Genomic DNA, 19317 nt, shown 5'->3' on the forward strand with positions numbered 1-19317 from the left:
GGGTGTCCTCTCGGGGAGGGCTACTCCTCTTCGTTCAGGCCGTGGCAGAGCTTGTACTTCTTGCCCGAGCCGCAGGGGCACTTGGCGTTGCGGGGCGTGCCGGGGAACGTGCGCCCGTCGCCCTCGACCGCGGTGGCCTCACCGTGCAGGGCGCGGCGGGCACGGCGCGAGCCGTCACCCGAGACCACGGCCTGGCCCGAGCCGTCGTCGGACGGCGCTGAGTACTGCAGCGGCACCTGCTCGCCGGGGCCGTCGAGGCCCTTCGCGATGAGCGTCGGCTCGGCCTTCGCGGCAGGAGCGACCGGAGCGGTCACGAGCTCGTCCTCGACGGGCTCGTCCTCGATCGCGTCGGCCTGCGCCGCCGCCTGGGCCTCCGCAGCCGCCTTGGCGTCCGCCGCAGCCTTCGCCGCGGCTCCGGCCGCCGCGGCAGCTCCGGCCGCCCCGGCCGTGCCGCCGAACGCCTGACCGGCCACCGACTGCGCGGCAGCCGCCGCCGACACCGGGTTGACCGGCGACGCGTCGGGCTCGGCGACCTTGACCTCGAGGTTGAACAGGAAGCCGACCGACTCCTCCTTGATGGCCTCGGTCATGGCCTGGAAGAGCTGGAAGCCCTCACGCTGGTACTCGACCAGCGGGTCGCGCTGCGCCATGGCGCGCAGGCCGATGCCCTCCTTGAGGTAGTCCATCTCGTAGAGGTGCTCGCGCCACTTGCGGTCCAGCACCGAGAGCACCACGCGGCGCTCGAGCTGGCGCATGTTCGAGCTGCCCAGCGACGCCTCGCGGTCCTGGTAGGCCACGCGGGCGTCGGACAGGATCTCCTCGAGGATCAGCTCGCGCGTCAGACGCGTGGCTCCCCCGGCCTGCTCGAGCACCTCGTCGACCTCGATCGAGACCGGGTACACCGCGCGCAGCGCCGTCCACAGGGCCTCGAGGTCCCAGTGCTCCGGGTTGCCCTCGGACGTGGCGCCGTCGACGTAGGCCGTGACGACGTCCGTGATGAAGTGCTGGACCTGCTCCTGCATGTCCTCACCCTGGAGCACGCGGCGACGCTCGTCGTAGATGACGGTGCGCTGGCGCGAGAGGACGTCGTCGTACTTGAGGACGTTCTTGCGGATCTCGAAGTTGCGCGCCTCGACCTGACCCTGCGCGCTCGCGATGCCGCGCGTGACGATCTTGGACTCGAGCGGCACGTCGTCGGGGAAGCCTGCACGGTTCATCATGGACTCGGCGAGACCCGAGTTGAACAGGCGCATGAGGTCGTCCTGCATCGACAGGTAGAAGCGGGACTCGCCCGGGTCTCCCTGACGGCCGGAACGACCACGCAGCTGGTTGTCGATGCGGCGCGACTCGTGGCGCTCGGTGCCCAGGACGTAGAGCCCGCCGAGCTCGGTGACCTCGTCGTGCTCCGTGGCGACGGCGGCCTTGGCGCGCTCGACGGCCTCGGGCCACGCGGCCTCGTACTCCTCGGGGTTCTCCGTGGCGTCGAGCCCGCGCGCGGCGAGGTCGGCGACCGCCATGAACTCGGCGTTGCCGCCGAGCATGATGTCGGTACCACGGCCGGCCATGTTGGTCGCGACCGTGACCGAGCCCTTGCGGCCTGCCTGCGCGACGATCGCGGCCTCGCGCTCGTGCTGCTTGGCGTTGAGGACCTCGTGCGGGACGCCCTGCTTCTTGAGCTTCGAGGACAGGAGCTCGGACTTCTCGACGCTCGTGGTCCCGACCAGGACCGGCTGGCCCTCGGCGTGGCGCTCGACGATGTCCGCGACCACGGCGTCGAACTTGCCCTCCTCGTTCTTGTACACGAGGTCGGGCTGGTCCACGCGCTGCATCTTGCGGTTCGTGGGGATGGGCACGACGCCCAGCTTGTACGTGCCCTGGAACTCGGCGGCCTCGGTGTCGGCCGTACCGGTCATCCCGGAGATCTTGTCGTACAGGCGGAAGTAGTTCTGGAGCGTGATCGTGGCGAGCGTCTGGTTCTCGGCCTTGATCTGCACGCCCTCCTTGGCCTCGATGGCCTGGTGCATGCCCTCGTTGTAGCGGCGGCCGGCGAGGATACGACCCGTGTGCTCGTCGACGATCATGACCTCGCCGTTGAGCACGACGTAGTCCTTGTCGCGCTTGAAGAGCTCCTTGGCCTTGATCGCGTTGTTGAGGAACCCGATGAGCGGCGTGTTGAGCGACTCGTACAGGTTGTCGATGCCGAGGTAGTCCTCGACCTTCGCGATCCCGGGCTCGAGCACACCGATGGTGCGCTTCTTCTCGTCGACCTCGTAGTCGGTCTCCGGGCTCAGGCGGCGGACCACCTTGGCGAACTCGCCGTACCAGCGGTTCGCGTCGCCCGACGCGGGGCCCGAGATGATGAGCGGGGTGCGCGCCTCGTCGATGAGGATCGAGTCGACCTCGTCGACGATCGCGAAGTTGTGGCCGCGCTGCACCAGGTCGTCGGTGCTCCACGCCATGTTGTCGCGCAGGTAGTCGAAGCCGAACTCGTTGTTCGTCCCGTACGTGATGTCCGCGGCGTACTGCTCACGGCGCACCGCGGGCGTCTGGCCCGAGATGATGCAGCCGGTCGTGAGGCCGAGGGCGCGGAAGACGCGGCCCATCAGGTCGCTCTGGTACTTGGCGAGGTAGTCGTTGACCGTGACGACGTGCACGCCCTTGCCCGTGAGCGCGTTGAGGTACGCCGGGAAGGTACCGACGAGGGTCTTGCCCTCACCGGTCTTCATCTCGGCGATGTTCCCCAGGTGCAGGGCCGCGCCGCCCATGAGCTGCACGTCGTAGGCGCGCTGCCCGAGGGTGCGGCGGGCTGCCTCACGGACGGCGGCGAACGCCTCGGGGAGGATCTCGTCGAGGGTCGCGCCGTTCTCGAGCCGTTCCTTGAAGCGGTCGGTCTCCTCGCGCAGCTCCTCGTCGGTCAGGTCCTCGAAGCTGGGCTCCAGCTTGTTGACCTGCTCTGCCAGGCCGGACAACTTCTTCAGGATCCGGCCCTCGCCGAAGCGCAGGACCTTCTCGAGGATCGCAGGCACGCAGTACTCCCGTATCGATCGCGCCCCCGGGCCGGACGGTCCGGGGCGAATGCGAGGCGACCACCTGGCGGCAGTCGGCTGGATCACACCACAGACCATCGTAGGCGAGTCCGGCACGTGGGTGGGCTTCTGTCCGGTACCTGTGGTTTCGCTCTGCGGCGAAAGTCGCCACGAGCCGCGCGGGCTACCCCGCCGCGCCGGCGTCCACCCGCCCGACCTCGGCGGCGAGCGCGGGTGCCAGGTCCCCCGCCTGCCCGACGACGACGTCCGCCAGCCCCAACCAGGTCGCCATGAGGCGGAGCTCGGCCGCGAGCGCGGGCGCGGTGCCCGCGTCCGCATGCTCCTCGCGGTGCGCCGACAGGACGCGGAGCAGCCCGGCGCGACGGTCCGCCTTGAGGTCGACCTTCGCGGTGATCCGGTCCCCCTGGAGGAACGGCAGCACGTAGTAGCCGTGGACCCGCTTGGCCGCGGGCACGTAGATCTCGATGCGGTAGTGCGTGCCGAAGAGCCGTTCGAGGCGCGTGCGCTCGAACACGAGGGGGTCGAAGGGGCTGAGCAGCGCACGGCCCTGGGCGCGGCGCGGGAGCGCGGCGTCGCGGTGCAGGTACGTGGTCTCGTCCCAGCCGCGGACCTCGACGGGACGGAGCACACCGTCCTCGACGAGCTCGGCCAGCGCGCGGCGCGGGGCCGGGCCCTTGAGCCGGAAGTAGTCCTGGAAGCAGCGCAGCGTCCCGACGCCGTGCGCCCGCGCTCCGATCTCCAGCAGGCGACGGACCGCGTCCTCGTCGCTCACGGGCGGCGCGGCGAGCACCGCAGGCGGCAGGACCCGCTCGGTCAGGTCGTAGCAGCGCTCGAACGCCGCGTTGCGGCGCGCTGCCGTGATCTCGCCCGTGAAGAAGAGGAGCTCGAGCGCCCGCTTGGCCAGCGACCAGTTCCAGCCCCACTCCACGGTGCCGCGCGCCTCGCCCATGCCCTGGGCCTCGAGGATCTCGTGGACCTCGCTCGCCGTGACCGGCCCGCGCTCGGCCACGATCCGCCGGACGTGCTCCACGACGGCCGAGTGCGAGGCCTCGACCCCGCTGATCGACCCCCAGGCCTCGGTGCGGTACGCGCGCTGGCGCCACTCCAGGAGCCGGTAGGTCTCGGGCGGGACGTAGGACGCGACGTGCGCCCAGTACTCGACGAGCCGTCGCGGTGCGCGTCCCGCCGCCCGGTCGAGCAGCGACACGTCGTACGGGCCGAGCCGCGAGTACAGCGGGACGAGGTGGGCCCGGGCCAGGACGTTGACCGAGTCGATCTGGAGGAGCCCGAGCCGGTCCACGGTGCGCTGCACCTGGCGCAGCGTGACCTGCCGGGGCGCGGCGGCGTCGGGCCGGGGGGCGTGCAGGCCCTGCGCGGCGAGGGCGACCCGGCGGGCCTGGGCGAGCGACATCGACTCGGTCTTCACCCGACCCATCCTGCCGCGCGCCACCGACACCCGCCCTGCCCGGCGCGAACCCGTCCGGACGCGCCGACGGGGCGGCGCCGCCTGGTCGGCGACGTCACCCCGTCGGGTCAGCTGGTGGCGGCGGTCAGCTCGCCTCGGGTGCGGCCTTGGTGCCGCCTGCGCAGGACGTGTCGAGCGCGATGACCCCGTAGCTCCAGCCGCGGCGCCGGTAGGCGACCGAGGGGCGGGCCGTCTCCACGTCGACGAAGAGGTAGAAGTCGTGGCCCACCATCTCCATCTCGTAGAGGGCGTCGTCGATCGTCATGGGCTCTGCGGAGTGGAGCTTCTGACGGATGACGACGGGCGAGTCGCCGAGCTGGGTCTCGACCGCGTCCCCCGGTGCTGCCGGGTGCTCCGGCGTGGGCTCGGGGTGCTTGTCCTCCGGGATGAACGGGCGGACGTCGACGGGCGGGGCAGGGTTGTTGTTGCGGTGGTTCTTGCGACGGTCGCTGACGCGTCGCAGCCTCTCCTGGAGCTTGTTCATGGCCAGGTCGAGTGCCCCGAACCTGTCGTCTGCTGCCGCCTCGGCGCGGACGACGGGTCCCTTGGCGCGGACGGTCAGCTCGACCCTCTCGCGCACCTCGGACAGCCGGGGGTTGTTCTCGTGGGTGACCTCGACGTCGATCCGCTGGGCGGTCGGTGCGAGCTGCTCGAACTTCGCGAGCTTTTCTTCCACGTGTCGGCGGAAGCGGTCAGCCACTTCCGTGTGCCTGCCGACGACAACGATCTCCATGTGAGCCTCCGCAAAGGGTCTCGGACGCTCTCGGTGCTTCCAGAGCGTCCCGTGTGGTCCTGGGTCTGGCTCCCCCGAGGGGGATCCGGAGTACCTATCACCTCCCTGCCCGAGGACCTTGCCTCGGGTCGATCGCTCTGTGGCCGCACGGGTCCCCTACCAACCGTTCCCCGTGACGACTGGTCCCCAGGTTAACCCTCCCGGTAGGTAAAGGCAGCATCTTCGGGAGATGAACTTCAGGTGGCGCGTCGCCTCGCCGCGGAGGGGGTGTCGCGGCGAGCGCGACCGCGCCGAGGACCCGGGCTCCGGCGTCCTCGAGCGCCCGCTCGCACGCCGCGAGCGTGGCCCCGGTGGTGAGCACGTCGTCCACCAGGAGGCACACGGAGCCGGGTCGCGGGAGCCCTCTGCGCGCCGCTCGACGGGCGACCCGGACCCCCTGGAGACGCGCACCTCGGCTCCTCGACCCCAGGCCCACCTGGTCCCGTCCCTGCCGTCCTCGCTGCGCCAGGACGGGCGCCGCGACCGCGGGGACCCCGGCGTCCACGAGGCCGCGGGCGAGGGCCCTGGCGAGCCCCTGGACGGGCTCGGAGCCGCGCGCGCGGCGTGCCGCGGCGGACGACGGCGCGGGCACGACCAGGACGTGCGCCGAGGCGCGCGCCCACGGCCCGTCCGCCTGCCAGACGGCGTCGCGCACCCAGGGCGCGACCGCACGCCCCGCGCGGTACGCGGCCCCCTGCAGGACCGTCGAGAGGTCGTGACGCCCCCTGTCCTTCCACGCGACCACGACGCCCCGGAGCGGGCCGGCGTACGGCGCGAGCGCCCACACCGGCAGCGGCGGGGTCCCGTCCATCCTGTCGAGCCGCGGAGCGTCGGCCTCGCGCCGGGCGGGGGCGCGCTCCAAGGCCTGGGCGCACGTCGAGCACAGCGTGACGTCCTGAGCACCGCAGCCGGGGCACTCGACCGGGACGACCAGGCGCGCGAGCGCACGTCCCCACCCGCGCGCGGCGGCGAGGGGCCCGGGGAGGTGGGCGGGCTCGGACTGCTGGGGACGGTGGCGCATGCGCCGATCCTCCTGGTCAGCGCACCACGGTGAACCTCGCCCGGCGCGAGCTGTGGGGAGAAGCCGTCACGTGCGACCTGTGCACGGCCCTCACGGCCCGCCCGTGCCACAGGGGCCAGGACCTCGGGACCTCAGGACCTCAGCCCGGGAACGCCGGCAGCGCGACGTTCTCGATCCGCTTCTCCCAGACGGCACCCGACCGGCTGCGCCCGAACAGCGTCCCGTCCTGGGTGAGGACCTGGACCGTCCGGTCGCCGTCGCCGGCGCTGATCGCCGTCGCCCCCGCCACGGGCGAGAGCCTCGTCGTCTCACCGCCGACCAGGACGAGGTGGACCGTGGGCGCGGCCTCCGTGTCGTCCGTGCCCAGGACCGCGAGCGTCGTCTCGTCGGCCCAGACGACCTGCGACGCCGAGGTGATGGGGGCGCCGACGCGGAACGGTTCCGAGAGCCCCGTGGGGACGTCCTTGTCGTCGCGCACGATCCCGGCGACGTCTACCCGGGTACTGGCACCGTCCGAGCTGACCACCGCGATCCGGGCTCCGTCGTGCGCGACACGGATCGACTGCACGGTGCGCCCGGCAAGCCACGGCGCGGCGACGGCGACCGGCTCGCCCGCCTCCGCGAGGTCCGCACGGACGACCTGCAGGGCACCCACCTGCGCCTGAGGCCCCGACCACACCCCGCCGAAGCGGTCGACGCTCGGCGCCAGGAGATCCTCCCCGGTCAGGAGCTGGACCTCCGGCAGGTTCTTGGTCGCGAGCCGCACGAGTCCGCCCGTGCCGTCGCGGACCACGAGCGGGCGCGCACCGCTGCCCTGCGCCAGCGCGGTGGCGTTGGTCCCGGCGAGCGAGACTGCCGGGGACAAGGAGGTCGCCTCGTCCGCTCCGCTGCCGAGCACCTTGACCTCGCCCTCGGCAGCGACGACCTCGCTCCCCTCCGTCGCCGCCTTGATCGGCACCGCGCCGCCCGTGGGGGTGCTCAGCAGGTCCTCCCCGCGGTAGAGGTTGACGGTGAGCGGCAGCGCGTCGAAGAGCGTCGCCTCGAGCTGGGCCTTGAGGAGCGCACGGTCCTCGGGCGGCGCGAGCGAGATCGTGTCCGTCAGCCGGACCTCGGTGACGCCGCCCTCGCTCGGCACCGCGTCGATGCTCAGACGAGTCCCCTCGGGGACCACGGGCGCGGTCGAGCCCCTCAGCCACTCGGCCGGCCCGACCAGGATCTCGGTCACGGCGCTCGTCTGCCACCCCCTGTTGGGGAACCAGCGGTCGTCGGGGACGAGCACCTCGCGATCGGCCGACGGGAAGTACAGGCGGGTCTGCCGGAACGCCGCCTGGAAGCTGCTCTCGGAGAGCAGCAGCCCGTCCTCGGCCGTCTCGATCCGCCACTGCCCGTCGCCCTGGCGGACCAGACCGAACGACACCGGGACCGCGCCGCCCTCCCCGCCGGGGACGTCCTCGGTGTAGACGCCCCGCTTGTCCAGAGCCCCGACGACGGTCGCGCTGCCGGTGACCGTCGCCCGACCCGTCTTCACGGCCTCCTCGTCCACCGTCAGGTCGAGGTCACCGTCGAAGACCAGGACCTGGGAGTCCCAGCTCCACGCGTCGGCGTCCGTGAGGAACTCCTGGGCGACGTCGAAGTCACCGGCCGGTCCGGCCGCCTGCGCGGTCAGGAAGCCCGACACGATCCGCACCGGGTCGTCCCCCGCGACCGGCCCCCGCGCGCGCAGACCCGGTGCGTTGAACCCCTGCACCACGTCGCTGCCGCGGATCACGGGCCCCGAGGTGGGGATCGACGCGCAGCCGGACAGCGCGAGGGCCGCCACGACGAGCCCCGCCCCGAGGGCACCCGCAGGCCTGCCAGGTCGTCGGTGGGTCATCGTGCCTGCTCCTCGTCGGCGGACGTGCTGGGTCGTTCGGTGACGCCCCCGTGGCGGACGAACGTGAGGTTCTCGTCGGGCAGCACGGGCAGCGCCGAGGGGCTCGTGGTGCCCTCCGTCGGGTCCTCGACCCGCTCGATCTGTCCCGTCGGCGGGCGCAGACCGCGCCCGTGGGTCGGCTCCTCGGGGACCAGCGGCAGCGGGGAGGCCACGAGCCGGATCCCCGCGCGCAGCGGGAGCGTGAGCCGGAAGGCGGCCCCCTGTCCGGGGCGCCCCCAGACCTCGAGCCAGCCCCCGTGCAGGTGCGCGTCCTCGAGCGAGATCGCGAGGCCGAGCCCGGTCCCGCCGGTCGTGCGGGCGCGCGCCGGGTCGGCCCGCCAGAAGCGGTCGAACACGTGCAGCGCCTCCTCCTGGGTCATCCCGACACCGTGGTCGCGGACCACCACCGCGACCGCGTACCGGTCGTGGGCGACCGTGATCTCGACCGGCTTCTCCTCGGCGTGCTCGATCGCGTTGACCACGAGGTTGCGCACGATCCTCTCGACCCGACGAGGGTCGACGTCCGCGGTCACGGCCTCGTCCGGGAGGTGCACCGACATCCACACGCCCTTGCGCTCCGCGAGCGGCGCGGCGAGCTCGACGGCGGCGTTGACCACGTCCCGCACGTCGCGGCGCTCGGCGTCGAGCTGCGCGGCCCCCGCGTCGAACCGGCTGATCTCCAGCAGGTCGGCCAGGAGGTCCTCGAACCGGTCGAGCTGGGTCTGCAGGAGCTCGGCCGACCGCTTGGACGCCGGGTCGAAGTCGTCGCGCGAGGCGTGCAGGACCTCGCCCGCCATCCGGATCGTCGTGAGCGGCGTGCGCAGCTCGTGCGACACGTCCGACACGAAGCGCCGCTGCAGCAGGGACAGCTCCTCCATCCGACCGATCTGGAGCTGGAGGCTCTCCGCCATCTCGTTGAACGACCGGGCGAGCGTCGCGAGCTCGTCGTGCCCCTTGACGGGGAGACGTTCGTTCAGGTGCCCATCGGCGAGCCGCTCCGCGACCCCCGCGGCGTTGCGGACCGGCTGGACCGCCTGACGGGTGACGACCCAGGTGATGAGCCCCAGGATGCCCACGACGAACACCGCACCGACGACCAGGGTGCCCTGGAGGAACGAGAGGGTCTCCTGCTCGGGCGCGAGCGTGTACAGGAAGTAGAGCTCGTAGACGCCGACCGTCGGGACCTGGACCTTCGACCCCACGAGGACCCCGGGGTCCACGGGCGAGTGGGGGTCCGACGGGTCGCGCGGGATCGCGACCGACTGGAGCTCACGCCCGTCGCTCTCCATGACCGCGGCCCGGAGCTCGTCCGAGACCAGGCTCGCTAGCTGGTTGTCGGTGCTCACGTCGTTGAGGCGCGACGGCGCCCCCTCGGGCCGCATGAGGAAGATCTTGCGGTCGGGGCTGCCGCTCGTGCGCAGGGTGTTGTGCACGTCGAGCAGGAGCGTCTGGATCTCGGAGTCCTTCGTCTTGGACACCGAGGCCGTGAACAGGCTCTGCGCCTGCTGGATCGAGTTGGCGCTCTCGACGTTGATCTGCTCGAGCCGCTGGTCGAACAGCCCGTCCCGCATCGTGCTGGACAGGTACGCCCCCAGCGCCGCGACCGTGATGACCCCGACGACGAGCGCGGTCCCGACCACGCGCAGCTGCATCGACGAACGTGCCCGCCAGGTGAGACGACCGACCGCGGCGCGCACCCGCCGTCGGGCACGGCGGAACGACCGCCCCACCCGCACGCGCAGCGACGGAGCGCTCACCCGCGCGCCGCGCCCGCCTTGTACCCGACGCCGCGCACGGTCAGGACGATCTCCGGGTTCTCCGGGTCGTGCTCGACCTTCGACCGCAGACGCTGCACGTGGACGTTGACCAGGCGCGTGTCCGCCGCGTGACGGTAGCCCCAGACCTTCTCGAGGAGGACCTCGCGCGTGAAGACCTGCCAGGGCTTGCGGGCGAGCGCGACCAGGAGGTCGAACTCGAGGGGCGTCAGCGCGATGGGGCGGCCGTCGCGCGTCACCCGGTGCCCGGTCACGTCGATCTCGACGTCCCCGATCGCGAGGTGCTCCGGCGCGGGCTCGTCCGAGCGGCGCAGGCGCGCCCGGATCCGCGCCACGAGCTCCTTGGGCTTGAACGGCTTGGAGATGTAGTCGTCGGCGCCAGACTCCAGGCCGAGCACGACGTCGACCGTGTCGCTCTTGGCCGTGAGCATGATGATGGGCACCCCCGACTCCGCACGGATCAGGCGGCACACCTCGGTGCCGTCCTTGCCGGGCAGCATGAGGTCCAGCAGGACGAGGTCCGGCTGGGTGCTGCGGAACGTCGCCAGGGCGAGGTCCCCGTCCGCACAGAACACCGGGTCGAACCCCTCGGACCGCAGCACGATGCCGATCATCTCGGCGAGAGCGGTGTCGTCGTCGACCACAAGCACACGTACCTTCATGGCCCCATTTTGCCACCGACCGCGGGCCCGTCGGTCCGACCCACCGTAGGGCGTCCGGTGTTCACCCGAGCGGCCCGGCCGCCGCGTCGCCCGGTCCCCCGTACTAGGGTGGTCCGCTACCGGGCCGGACGCCGTCGTGGCGACCTGCACGGCCTCATCAGGACGAGCCCTCGGGGCCCGACAGAACCGAGCGGGGACAGCAGAGCAGATGACGACGCCCGACGACGCCGGCACGCCAGCACCGGACGACACCCCGCGGTACGGCCAGCGCGCCCCGCAGCCGCCGGTGAGCCCGACGCCGCCCGGCGGCGGGGCGCCCGCGCAGCCCGGCGGGTACGGCCCCCCGGCACAGCCCGGCCAGCCCGCGCCCGCCCAGCCAGCCTCGAACGCGTGGGGCCAGCCGCAGTACGGGCAGCCTGCCCAGCCCGGCCAGTACGGCGCACCGCAGTACGGGCAGCAGGGGCAGCCGGGCCAGTACGGCGCACCGCAGTACGGCGGTCCTCAGCAGCCCGGCTACGGTCCGCCGTCCTTCGCGGGCAAGCCCTACGCGCCGCCCGCGAACAAGCCCGGGATCATCCCTCTTCGCCCGCTGAGCCTGGGTGAGGTCTTCGACGGCGCGTTCGGCGCCATCCGTGCCAACCCCAAGGTCATGCTCGGGATGAGCGCGACCGTGATCGCGGTCGCGACGATCCTCGGGCTGGCCCTGGGCGTGCTCGTCAGCGGCATCTTCGCGCCCCAGATCGCCCAGCTCGAGGCCGAGCTCGGCGCGGAGGCGACGGGCATCACGGAGTCGTTCCCCCTGTTCGGGGCCACGATCGCCTCCTCGCTCGTGCTGAGCCTCGCCATGCCCGTCGTCAACGGCATCCTCATCACGTCGGTGGGCCAGTCGGTGATCGGTCGCAAGGCGACCGCCGGGGAGGTCTGGGCACAGGCGCGGTCGCGGGTGTGGCGCCTGCTGGGCTTCTCGATCCTGTGGTCCCTCGTGATCGGGATCGTCTGGTTCGTCTACCTCCTCCTGACCGTCCTGTCGTTCACCGCGGACGTCGGCCTGGGCGTCGCCGTCGCACTCCTCGGCCTGCTGGCCGTCCTGGTCTTCATGGCCTGGTTCGGCGTCCGCACGCTCCTGGTCCCCCCGGCCATGGTCCTCGAGGGCCAGGGGTTCGCGGACGGCGTCAAGCGGGGCTGGACGGTCTCGCGGGGGTCGTTCTGGCGCCTGCTCGGGATCTACCTGCTGGCCTACGTCGCGGTCTCGTTCATCACGTCGCTCGTGGCCCAGCCGTTCGGGCTGGTCGGAGGCATGCTCTCGATCTGGAGCACGTTCGCCATGTACGCGTTCGTGGCCGTGGGCACGGTCGTCACCGGGGTCGTCAGCGCGGTGTTCCTCGCGGGCGTCGTCTCGTTGCTCTACATCGACGTGCGCATGCGTCGTGAGGGGCTGGACGTCGAGCTCACGGCGGCGGCCGACGAGCGCACCGACCACGCGTGACCGGCGCGCTCCCCGCCTCGCTCGCCGCCTGGCAGGCGGTCGCCCCGGCACGCCTCGGGCTTCCCCTGGGCGTCGGCACCGACGTCCCCGTCGTGCCGGACGCCGACACCGCACGTCAGTGGTTGAGGGAGGAGCTCCTCGACCCCGTGTACGTGGACCAGCCCTCGCTCCTGATGCGCTTCATCGACTGGGTGACCGGTCTGTTCACCGACGTCCGCGTCCTCGACGTGAACCCCGTCGTGGCCTCGCTCGTCATCGTCGGCGTCGTGCTCGCCGTGGCGGTGGTCGCCTACGTGGTCGCAGGACCGGTCCGGCTCTCCCGACGAGCCCGTCCGTCCGCCGCGGTCTTCGACGACGACGAGCGCTCGGCCGAGGACCTGCGCAGCGCGGCGGACGCCGCCGCCTCGGCGGGCGACTGGGCGACCGCCGTCGTCGAGCGCTACCGCGCCGTCGTGCGCTCGCTCGAGGAGCGCGTGATCCTGGACCCGCGCCCCGGTCGCACGGCCCACGAGGCCGCGGACGAGGCCGCCCTGCGCCTGCCCGCCCTCGCCGACCGGCTCACGGCCGGCGCGCGCCTGTTCGACGACGTCCGGTACGGCAAGGTGTCGGTCGGCCCTGCGGCCGACCAGGCGCTGCGCGAGCTCGACGCCGCGGCCCTCACCACGACGCCGACGCCGCCCGCCCACCTGCTCGGCGGCCCGGGGGCCGACTCCCCCGCGCCGGCGCCCGTCCCCTCCGGAGGCTCCCGGTGACGACTGGTCTCGACGCGCCGCCGCCCCCGGTCTCGGCGCCCGACACGGCCGGTGCGGCCGTCACCACGGCGTACGTCCCGGTGCCCGTGGTGGGCGACGGCACCACGGCCGGCTCCCGTGCCGCACGCCGGTGGCGCTCGGCCCGCTGGCCGCTCGCCGTGCTCCTCCTGATCGCGGTCGTCGCGGGTCTCGCAGCACTGTCGCGCCCCGCCGTCTCGAGCACCCCGTTCGCCCCGGACAACGCCGGGCCGAACGGCGCCCGGGCCCTGGCCCAGGTGCTGGGCGACCAGGGGGTCGACGTCGAGCACGTGACCACGACCGCGGAGGCGGTCTCGCGCGCCGACGCCGGGACGACGCTCCTCGTGACCTCCGACCTCAACCTCCTGCCCGAGCAGGTCGACGCGATCCTGGCGACCGAGGCCGACCTGGTGCTCCTCGAGCCGGGGTACGACCTGCTCGAGGGCGCGACCGGCGGCGCGGCGACCCTGGGTGACGACTGGTCGTCGCCCGACGCGCTGCGGAGCCCGCAGTGCGCCGACCCCGACGCGACCGCCGCCGAGGAGATCCGCAGCACGGGCTTCGGTCTCACCGCGACCGGGCCCGGGTCGGTCGTCTGCTTCCCCGGCGACGACAGCCCGCCCGCTACCGGCGCCTACCTGGTCCACGAGGGCGAGCGCCGGGTCGTCGCGCTCGACGACGCGGGGCTGATCACCAACTCCCGGATCGACCAGGACGGCAACGCGGCCCTCGCGCTGCGCTCGCTCGGTCGGCACGAGACCCTGACGTGGTTCGTCCCCGACCTCCTGGACACCTCGTCCACGGACACCTCGACCGTGGGTTCCGCCGTGCTGCCGCCGTGGGTGCCGATCGTCCTCGTCCAGCTCCTGGTCGTCGCCCTGTTCGCGGCGCTCTGGCGCGGACGTCGCCTCGGGCCGCTCGTGACCGAGGACCTCCCGGTCGTCGTCCGCGCGTCGGAGACCACCCGCGGACGGGGGCGCCTGTACCGCCGGTCCCGCTCGCGCGGCCACGCCGCGGCAGGCCTGCGGGCGCACAGCGCCGACCGCATGGCCTCACGTCTGGGCCTGCCCCGGTCCGCCGCCGCCCCCGCGCTGATCGACGCGGTCGTCCGCGCCACGCACCGCCCGGCCGAGCAGGTCGCGCACCTCCTGTACGGCCCACCACCCGCCGACGACGCAGCGCTGCTCGAGCTCGCACGTCACCTTGACCAGTTGGAGAGCGAGGTCTTCCACCCGTGACGCACCACCCCGAGGGGTCGAACCCCTATCAGCAGCCCGCGGACCGCTACGCGCCGCCGCAGGCCCAGCCCGCGCAGCCCGCCCACCCGGTAGCGGCGCACCCCCAGGCCCAGGCCGAGCCCCCGGTGCAGCCACCCGCGTACGGCGCCTCCGTCCCTCCGGCGCCCGCGGCCCCCGCCGCGCACCCGGTCGCCGACGCACCCGCCCAGCCTGCGCCGTCGGGCCCCTCGCACGAGCTGCGCGCGGCCCTCGCGGCCGTGCGGACCGAGGTCGGCAAGGCCGTGGTCGGTCAGGACGCCGCCGTCACGAGCCTGCTCATCGCGATGCTCTGCAAGGGCCACGTGCTGCTCGAGGGTGTGCCAGGTGTGGCCAAGACGCTGCTCGTGCGCACGCTCGCGGCCTCTCTCGACCTCGACACCAAGCGCGTCCAGTTCACGCCCGACCTCATGCCGGGTGACGTCACGGGCTCGCTCGTGTACGACGCACGCACGGCCGAGTTCAGCTTCCGCGAAGGCCCCGTCTTCACGAACCTGCTGCTCGCCGACGAGATCAACCGCACGCCTCCCAAGACCCAGGCGTCGCTGCTCGAGGCCATGGAGGAACGCCAGGTCTCGGTCGACGGGACGCCTCGGATGCTGCCGGACCCGTTCCTCGTCATCGCGACGCAGAACCCCGTGGAGTACGAGGGGACCTACCCCCTCCCCGAGGCCCAGCTCGACCGCTTCCTGCTCAAGCTCGTCCTGCCGCTGCCCGAGCGTGACCAGGAGATCGAGGTCCTCGCGCGGCACGCCGCAGGCTTCAACCCGCGCGACCTGGCCGCAGCGGGAGTGCGGCCCGTCGCGGGCCGCGACGTCCTGGACCGTGCACGTGCCGAGGTCGCCCAGGTGCAGGTGTCGCGCGAGGTCCTCGGCTACGCCGTCGACCTGTGCCGTGCCACACGCCACTCGCCGTCGCTGTCGCTCGGCGTCTCGCCGCGAGGCGCCACGGCGCTGCTCGCGACGTCCCGTGCGTGGGCCTGGCTCTCCGGTCGCGGCTACGTCACGCCCGACGACGTCAAGGCCCTGGCCCACCCGACGCTGCGCCACCGCGTCCAGCTCCGGCCCGAGGCCGAGCTCGAGGGCGTGACCGCCGAGAGCGTGCTCGACACGGTGCTGGCCTCCGTGCCGGTCCCCCGCTGAGCGCCGCGTGCCTGAAGGGATGACATGGCTCTGACGTGGCGCGCCGTCGCGCTGGCGGCCCTCGGCGTGGTGGCGGTCCTCGTGGCGCCCTCGTACGGCACGGTGCTGGTCTGGGCGCTCGTCGTGGTGGCGCTGTGCGCGCTCGACGTGACCCTCGCGGCCTCCCCGCGCCAGGTGGCCGTCGAGCGGCGCGTGCCCGGCTCGGTGCGCCTCACGGGGCGGGCGACGTCGCAGCTCGTCGTGACGAACCTGACCGGGCGGCGGCTGCGCGCCGTGGTGCGTGACGCCTGGGCCCCCTCGGCGGGCGCGCACGGCAACCGACACCCCGTCGACCTGCCGCCCGGGGAGTCGGCACGCCTGGTGACCGTGCTCGTCCCGACCCGGCGCGGTGACCGCGCGGCGGGCGCCGTCACGATCCGGTCCTCGGGCCCGCTCGGTCTCGCGGCCCGCCAGGTCTCGCTCGAGGTCCCCGGTCGGCTGCGCGTGCTCCCGGAGTTCGCGTCGCGCCGCCACCTGCCGAGCAGGCTCGCGCGGCTGCGCGAGATGGACGGCCGCTCGGCCGTCCAGGTGCGCGGCGAGGGGACGGAGTTCGACTCGCTGCGGGAGTACGTGATCGGTGACGACGTCCGGTCGATCGACTGGCGAGCCTCGGCCCGCCGCGCGGACATGGTCGTGCGCACGTGGCGCCCCGAGCGCGACCGCCGCGTCCTGATCGTCCTCGACACCTCGCGGACCTCGGCGGCGCGCATCGGCGACGAGCCCCGCCTCGACGCGAGCATCGAGGCGGCGCTGCTGCTCTCGGCCCTCGCCGGCCGCGCGGGCGACCGCGTCGAGCTGTTCGCGTACGACCGTGGCGTGCGCGCCCGCGTCGCGGGCGCGGCAGGGCCTCGGCTCATGCCCGCCCTGGCGGACGCGCTCGCCCCCGTCCAGCCCGCGCTGCTCGAGACCGACTGGCCCGGGCTCGTCGGCTCGGTCCACCAGCGGCTCTCGCAGCGCGCGCTCGTCGTGCTGCTCACGACCCTCGACCCGGCCGCGGTCGAGACGGGCCTGCTGCCCGTCGTCGGTCAGCTGACGGCCAAGCACCAGGTGGTCGTCGCCTCGGTCGCCGACCCCGAGGTGGCCGCACTGCGCGACGCGCGGGACTCGAGCGCCGAGGTCTACGACGCCGCAGCAGCCGCACGCGTCGAGCTCGAACGCACCGCGGTGCGCACCGTGCTGTCCCGCAAGGGGGTCGAGGTCGTCGAAGGGCTGCCCGAGGAGCTCGCGCCCCGGCTCGCCGACACCTACCTCGCGCTCAAGGCCGCGGGGCGCCTGTGACCCAGCCGTCAGGACGAGCGTGCCCTCGGGGGCCCTCGGCCTGACGGCTCGTCCGCCCGGCTCTCACCCCACCGTCACACGGTCCCGGCGGGATGCCCCCACCCCACGGCCTAGGCTGGTGGGTGGACACCCCCGACTCCCGAGGAGCAGCACCGTGACCCGACCGGCCACCCCACGCGACCGTGAAGCCCGCAACCGACGGGTCGCGATCATCGTGATCTTCGCGCTGTCCGCGACCTTCGTCATCCCGGCGCTGGGCTTCCTCATCTTCTGACCGGGCGCGCTCAGCGCACCGGGCGAATGCCCCAGCCGCGTCCCGAGCCGCTCAGGGACCGCCGTGGGCGCCACGCGGCCGTGGGCGCCACGCGGCAGGATGGCTCCATGACCGCCGTCGGCCGCCACGGGCCCAGCCTCACCCTCGACGACCTCAACCGGGCGCTGCTGGCCCGCCAGCACCTGCTCTCCCCCGCCGCGTCGTCGACCGTCGCCGAGGTCGACCACCTCGTGGGCCTCCAGTCGCAGGCCCCGACGAGCCCCTACCCGGGGCTGTGGTCGCGCCTCGACGGCTTCCGGACCGACGACCTCTCGCAGCGGTTCCTCGACCGCTCGGTGACCCGCATCGCGGTCATGCGCGGCACGGTCCATCTCGTCACGGCCGACGACGCCCTCGAGCTCCCGGGCGCGCTGCGCCCCCTGCTCGAGTCGGGGGTGCGCACGGGCAGCGCGCACGCCAAGGCGCTGGCCGGCACGGACCTCGACGACGTCGCCGCCGCCGCACGGGACCTCCTCGGCGAGTCCCCGCTGACCTCGGGCGACCTGGGACGCCTGCTCGGCGAGCGCTGGCCCGACGTCCACCCCCAGCACCTGGCCTACACGGCCCGCTGCTTCCTCCCCCTCGTCCAGGTCACGCCCCGCGGGCTCTGGGGTGCCAACGGCCCCGGCACGACGACGACCTGGACCACGGCCGACGCCTGGTTCGGACGGCCGAGCCGCCCGCTCCTCGACCCCGACGAGCGCGCCGCGGCCCTCGTGCGCCTCGTCCGCCGCTACCTCGCGGCGTTCGGTCCCGCCACGGTCATGGACGCCCAGCGGTGGTCCGGGCTGAGCGGCCTGCGCGACGCCGTCGGGCGGCTGCGGCCCGAGCTCGTGACCTTCACCGGCCCCGACGGCAAGGAGTTCCTCGACCTGCCCGACGCCCCGCGCCCCGGCGCACGGGTCCCCGCTCCCCTCGTGCTCGTGGCGGAGTTCGACAACCTGGTGCTGGGCCACGCGGACCGCACGCGCGTCGTCGACGACGTGCGCCGCAGGGCGATCACGACCGTCAACGGGCAGGTGCCCGGGACGGTCCTCGTGGACGGCTACGTGGCCGCGACGTGGAAGGTGCGGCGTGCCGGGACGCGGCCGACCACGACGCCCGACGCCGTCGCTCACCTCGACGTCGCTCCGCTCCGCCACACGTTCACGCGCGCCCAGCGGGCCGCCCTCGACGCGCGCGGCGCCGAGCTGCTGCGGTTCGTCGCCCCCGAGGCGTCGGAGCACGTCGTCACCGTCGCGGCCGCGTAGCGGGCGGCCACCGACCGGAGCCGGGGAGCGCGGCTCGGCGCGCGGCGCCTCGGACGACCACGGCGCGCGGCCCGTCGGGCCGGGAGGCTCAGCCCGCGACCGGGGCGACGTCTCCCGCGAGGTCGGCCGAGAGGTCGCCCGTCTCCCCCGCCCGCACCGCCCGGCGACCGAGCACGATCGTGTAGGCCCAGAAGGCCGCGAGCGCGACCGCGCCGATGACGATCTTGAGCCACCACGCCATGCCCGAACCGGTGACGAACCCCTCGATGAGGCCCGAGACGCCCAGGACGACCACGAGCCCGACCGCGACAGTGAAGAGCGCGCGCCCCTCCTCCGCCAGGGCACGGAGGCGGGTCCGCGGGCCCGGGTCGACCATGGTCCAGAACAGGCGCAGCCCCGCGGCCCCCGCGACGAAGATCGCGGTGAGCTCGAGCAGGCCGTGCGGGGCGATGAGCGTGAGGAACGTGTCGAGCTCGCCGTAGGAGGCCATCATGCCGCCCGTGGACCCGACGCCCACGGCGTTGGAGAACAGGACGTAGGCCGGGAAGACGCCCGAGATCCCCAGGGCGATGCACTGCGCGGCGATCCAGGCGTTGTTCGTCCAGACCACCGTCGCGAAGTCCGCACCCGGGTCGTAGTAGCTCGCGAAGGCCTCGTTGACGTAGGCCTCACGCTCGCTGGGCGTGCCCATCGAGGCGAGCGCGTCGGGGGTCGTCGCGACCCACCAGCCCGCGACCACGGCGACGAGGAGGAACAGCACCATGACCGTCACGGTCCACCACCGGATGCGGTACAGCGCGGCCGGCACCGAGACGGTGGCGAAGCGCGTCACGTCGCGCCAGGCGGGCTCGTGCGCGCCCGCGATGCGGCTCCTCGCGCGGGCCAGGAGGTCGGAGAGCCGCGTGATGAGGACGGGGTCGGGCGCCGACGAGCGGATCGTCGACAGGTGCGTCGCGACCGACTGGTAGAGGCGGACGAGCTCGTCCGCCTCGGCGCCGTCGAGCGAGCGCTTCTTGGTCAGCTCGGCGAGCCGCGACCACTCGTCGCTGTGCACGGCGCTGAAGGCATCGAGGTCCACGCGGCTACCCTGCCACACCTTGCCCTACAGTGG

Annotated in this window: 14 protein-coding genes; 6 read left to right on the forward strand and 8 right to left on the reverse strand. The window is 73.6% G+C overall.

The window, feature by feature from the left end:
- Positions 1-20 precede the first annotated feature (20 nt).
- From secA to mtrA, 7 genes are all read right to left on the reverse strand, one after another.
- Positions 21-3026, reverse strand: coding sequence for a preprotein translocase subunit SecA (secA, locus tag ACFVQ3_RS01765; RefSeq protein WP_387634303.1), 3006 nt, complete (start codon positions 3024-3026; stop codon positions 21-23).
- A 184-nt stretch (positions 3027-3210) separates the two neighbouring features.
- The gene (locus tag ACFVQ3_RS01770) at positions 3211-4482 is read right to left on the reverse strand and encodes a winged helix-turn-helix domain-containing protein (protein ID WP_387634306.1); all 1272 of its coding nucleotides are present in this window, start codon (positions 4480-4482) and stop codon (positions 3211-3213) included.
- Positions 4483-4597: 115 nt separating this feature from the next.
- On the reverse strand, positions 4598-5245 hold the full coding sequence (gene hpf, locus ACFVQ3_RS01775; RefSeq protein ID WP_387634308.1) for a ribosome hibernation-promoting factor, HPF/YfiA family: 648 nt from the start codon (positions 5243-5245) through the stop codon (positions 4598-4600).
- Positions 5246-5342: 97 nt separating this feature from the next.
- Positions 5343-6305, reverse strand: a complete 963-nt coding sequence (locus ACFVQ3_RS01780) for a ComF family protein (protein WP_387634310.1) — start codon at positions 6303-6305, stop codon at positions 5343-5345.
- 139 nt (positions 6306-6444) lie between these two features.
- Positions 6445-8178 (reverse strand): LpqB family beta-propeller domain-containing protein, encoded by a 1734-nt coding sequence (locus ACFVQ3_RS01785; protein ID WP_387634312.1) that lies wholly within the window; start codon positions 8176-8178, stop codon positions 6445-6447.
- The gene (gene mtrB, locus ACFVQ3_RS01790; RefSeq protein WP_387634314.1) at positions 8175-9974 is read right to left on the reverse strand and encodes an MtrAB system histidine kinase MtrB; all 1800 of its coding nucleotides are present in this window, start codon (positions 9972-9974) and stop codon (positions 8175-8177) included. Before mtrB ends, ACFVQ3_RS01785 begins: the two co-directional genes overlap by 4 nt.
- Positions 9971-10654, reverse strand: coding sequence for an MtrAB system response regulator MtrA (gene mtrA, locus ACFVQ3_RS01795; RefSeq protein WP_030150009.1), 684 nt, complete (start codon positions 10652-10654; stop codon positions 9971-9973). Before mtrA ends, mtrB begins: the two co-directional genes overlap by 4 nt.
- A 208-nt stretch (positions 10655-10862) precedes the next feature.
- On the opposite strand from mtrA, the gene ACFVQ3_RS01800 reads away from it, so the two are divergent.
- The 6 genes from ACFVQ3_RS01800 (at position 10863) to ACFVQ3_RS01825 (ending at position 18206) form a co-directional block, all read left to right on the forward strand.
- Complete coding sequence (locus ACFVQ3_RS01800; RefSeq protein ID WP_387634318.1) at positions 10863-12140, forward strand: hypothetical protein; 1278 nt, start codon at positions 10863-10865, stop codon at positions 12138-12140.
- The gene (locus ACFVQ3_RS01805) at positions 12137-12892 is read left to right on the forward strand and encodes a DUF4129 domain-containing protein (RefSeq protein ID WP_387634320.1); all 756 of its coding nucleotides are present in this window, start codon (positions 12137-12139) and stop codon (positions 12890-12892) included. Before ACFVQ3_RS01800 ends, ACFVQ3_RS01805 begins: the two co-directional genes overlap by 4 nt.
- On the forward strand, positions 12889-14148 hold the full coding sequence (locus tag ACFVQ3_RS01810; protein ID WP_387634322.1) for a DUF4350 domain-containing protein: 1260 nt from the start codon (positions 12889-12891) through the stop codon (positions 14146-14148). Before ACFVQ3_RS01805 ends, ACFVQ3_RS01810 begins: the two co-directional genes overlap by 4 nt.
- A gap of 236 nt (positions 14149-14384) precedes the next feature.
- Positions 14385-15326 carry a MoxR family ATPase gene (locus tag ACFVQ3_RS01815; protein WP_210411104.1) on the forward strand — a complete coding sequence of 314 codons (942 nt, stop codon included), beginning with the start codon at positions 14385-14387 and terminating at the stop codon, positions 15324-15326.
- A 24-nt stretch (positions 15327-15350) separates the two neighbouring features.
- A complete protein-coding gene (locus tag ACFVQ3_RS01820) occupies positions 15351-16643 on the forward strand; it encodes a DUF58 domain-containing protein (protein ID WP_387634325.1) in 1293 nt (430 codons plus the stop codon).
- A gap of 381 nt (positions 16644-17024) precedes the next feature.
- Complete coding sequence (locus ACFVQ3_RS01825; RefSeq protein ID WP_387634328.1) at positions 17025-18206, forward strand: winged helix DNA-binding domain-containing protein; 1182 nt, start codon at positions 17025-17027, stop codon at positions 18204-18206.
- Between the two features lie 88 nt (positions 18207-18294).
- Here ACFVQ3_RS01825 and ACFVQ3_RS01830 read toward each other — a convergent pair whose 3' ends face one another.
- Positions 18295-19284, reverse strand: a complete 990-nt coding sequence (locus ACFVQ3_RS01830; protein ID WP_387634331.1) for a stage II sporulation protein M — start codon at positions 19282-19284, stop codon at positions 18295-18297.
- Positions 19285-19317: the final 33 nt, after the last annotated feature.

The sequence above is a fragment of the Oerskovia sp. NPDC057915 genome (genome assembly GCF_042887685.1).
GTDB lineage: Bacteria > Actinomycetota > Actinomycetes > Actinomycetales > Cellulomonadaceae > Oerskovia.

Coding starts and splice junctions, on each gene's coding strand:
- ACFVQ3_RS01785 (WP_387634312.1), bottom strand. CDS start 8,178: ATGACCCACCGACGACCTGGCAGGCCTGCGGGTGCCCTCGGGGCGGGG.
- hpf (WP_387634308.1), bottom strand. CDS start 5,245: ATGGAGATCGTTGTCGTCGGCAGGCACACGGAAGTGGCTGACCGCTTC.
- mtrA (WP_030150009.1), bottom strand. CDS start 10,654: ATGAAGGTACGTGTGCTTGTGGTCGACGACGACACCGCTCTCGCCGAG.
- ACFVQ3_RS01780 (WP_387634310.1), bottom strand. CDS start 6,305: ATGCGCCACCGTCCCCAGCAGTCCGAGCCCGCCCACCTCCCCGGGCCC.
- ACFVQ3_RS01770 (WP_387634306.1), bottom strand. CDS start 4,482: ATGGGTCGGGTGAAGACCGAGTCGATGTCGCTCGCCCAGGCCCGCCGG.
- ACFVQ3_RS01820 (WP_387634325.1), top strand. CDS start 15,351: ATGGCTCTGACGTGGCGCGCCGTCGCGCTGGCGGCCCTCGGCGTGGTG.
- ACFVQ3_RS01800 (WP_387634318.1), top strand. CDS start 10,863: ATGACGACGCCCGACGACGCCGGCACGCCAGCACCGGACGACACCCCG.
- ACFVQ3_RS01825 (WP_387634328.1), top strand. CDS start 17,025: ATGACCGCCGTCGGCCGCCACGGGCCCAGCCTCACCCTCGACGACCTC.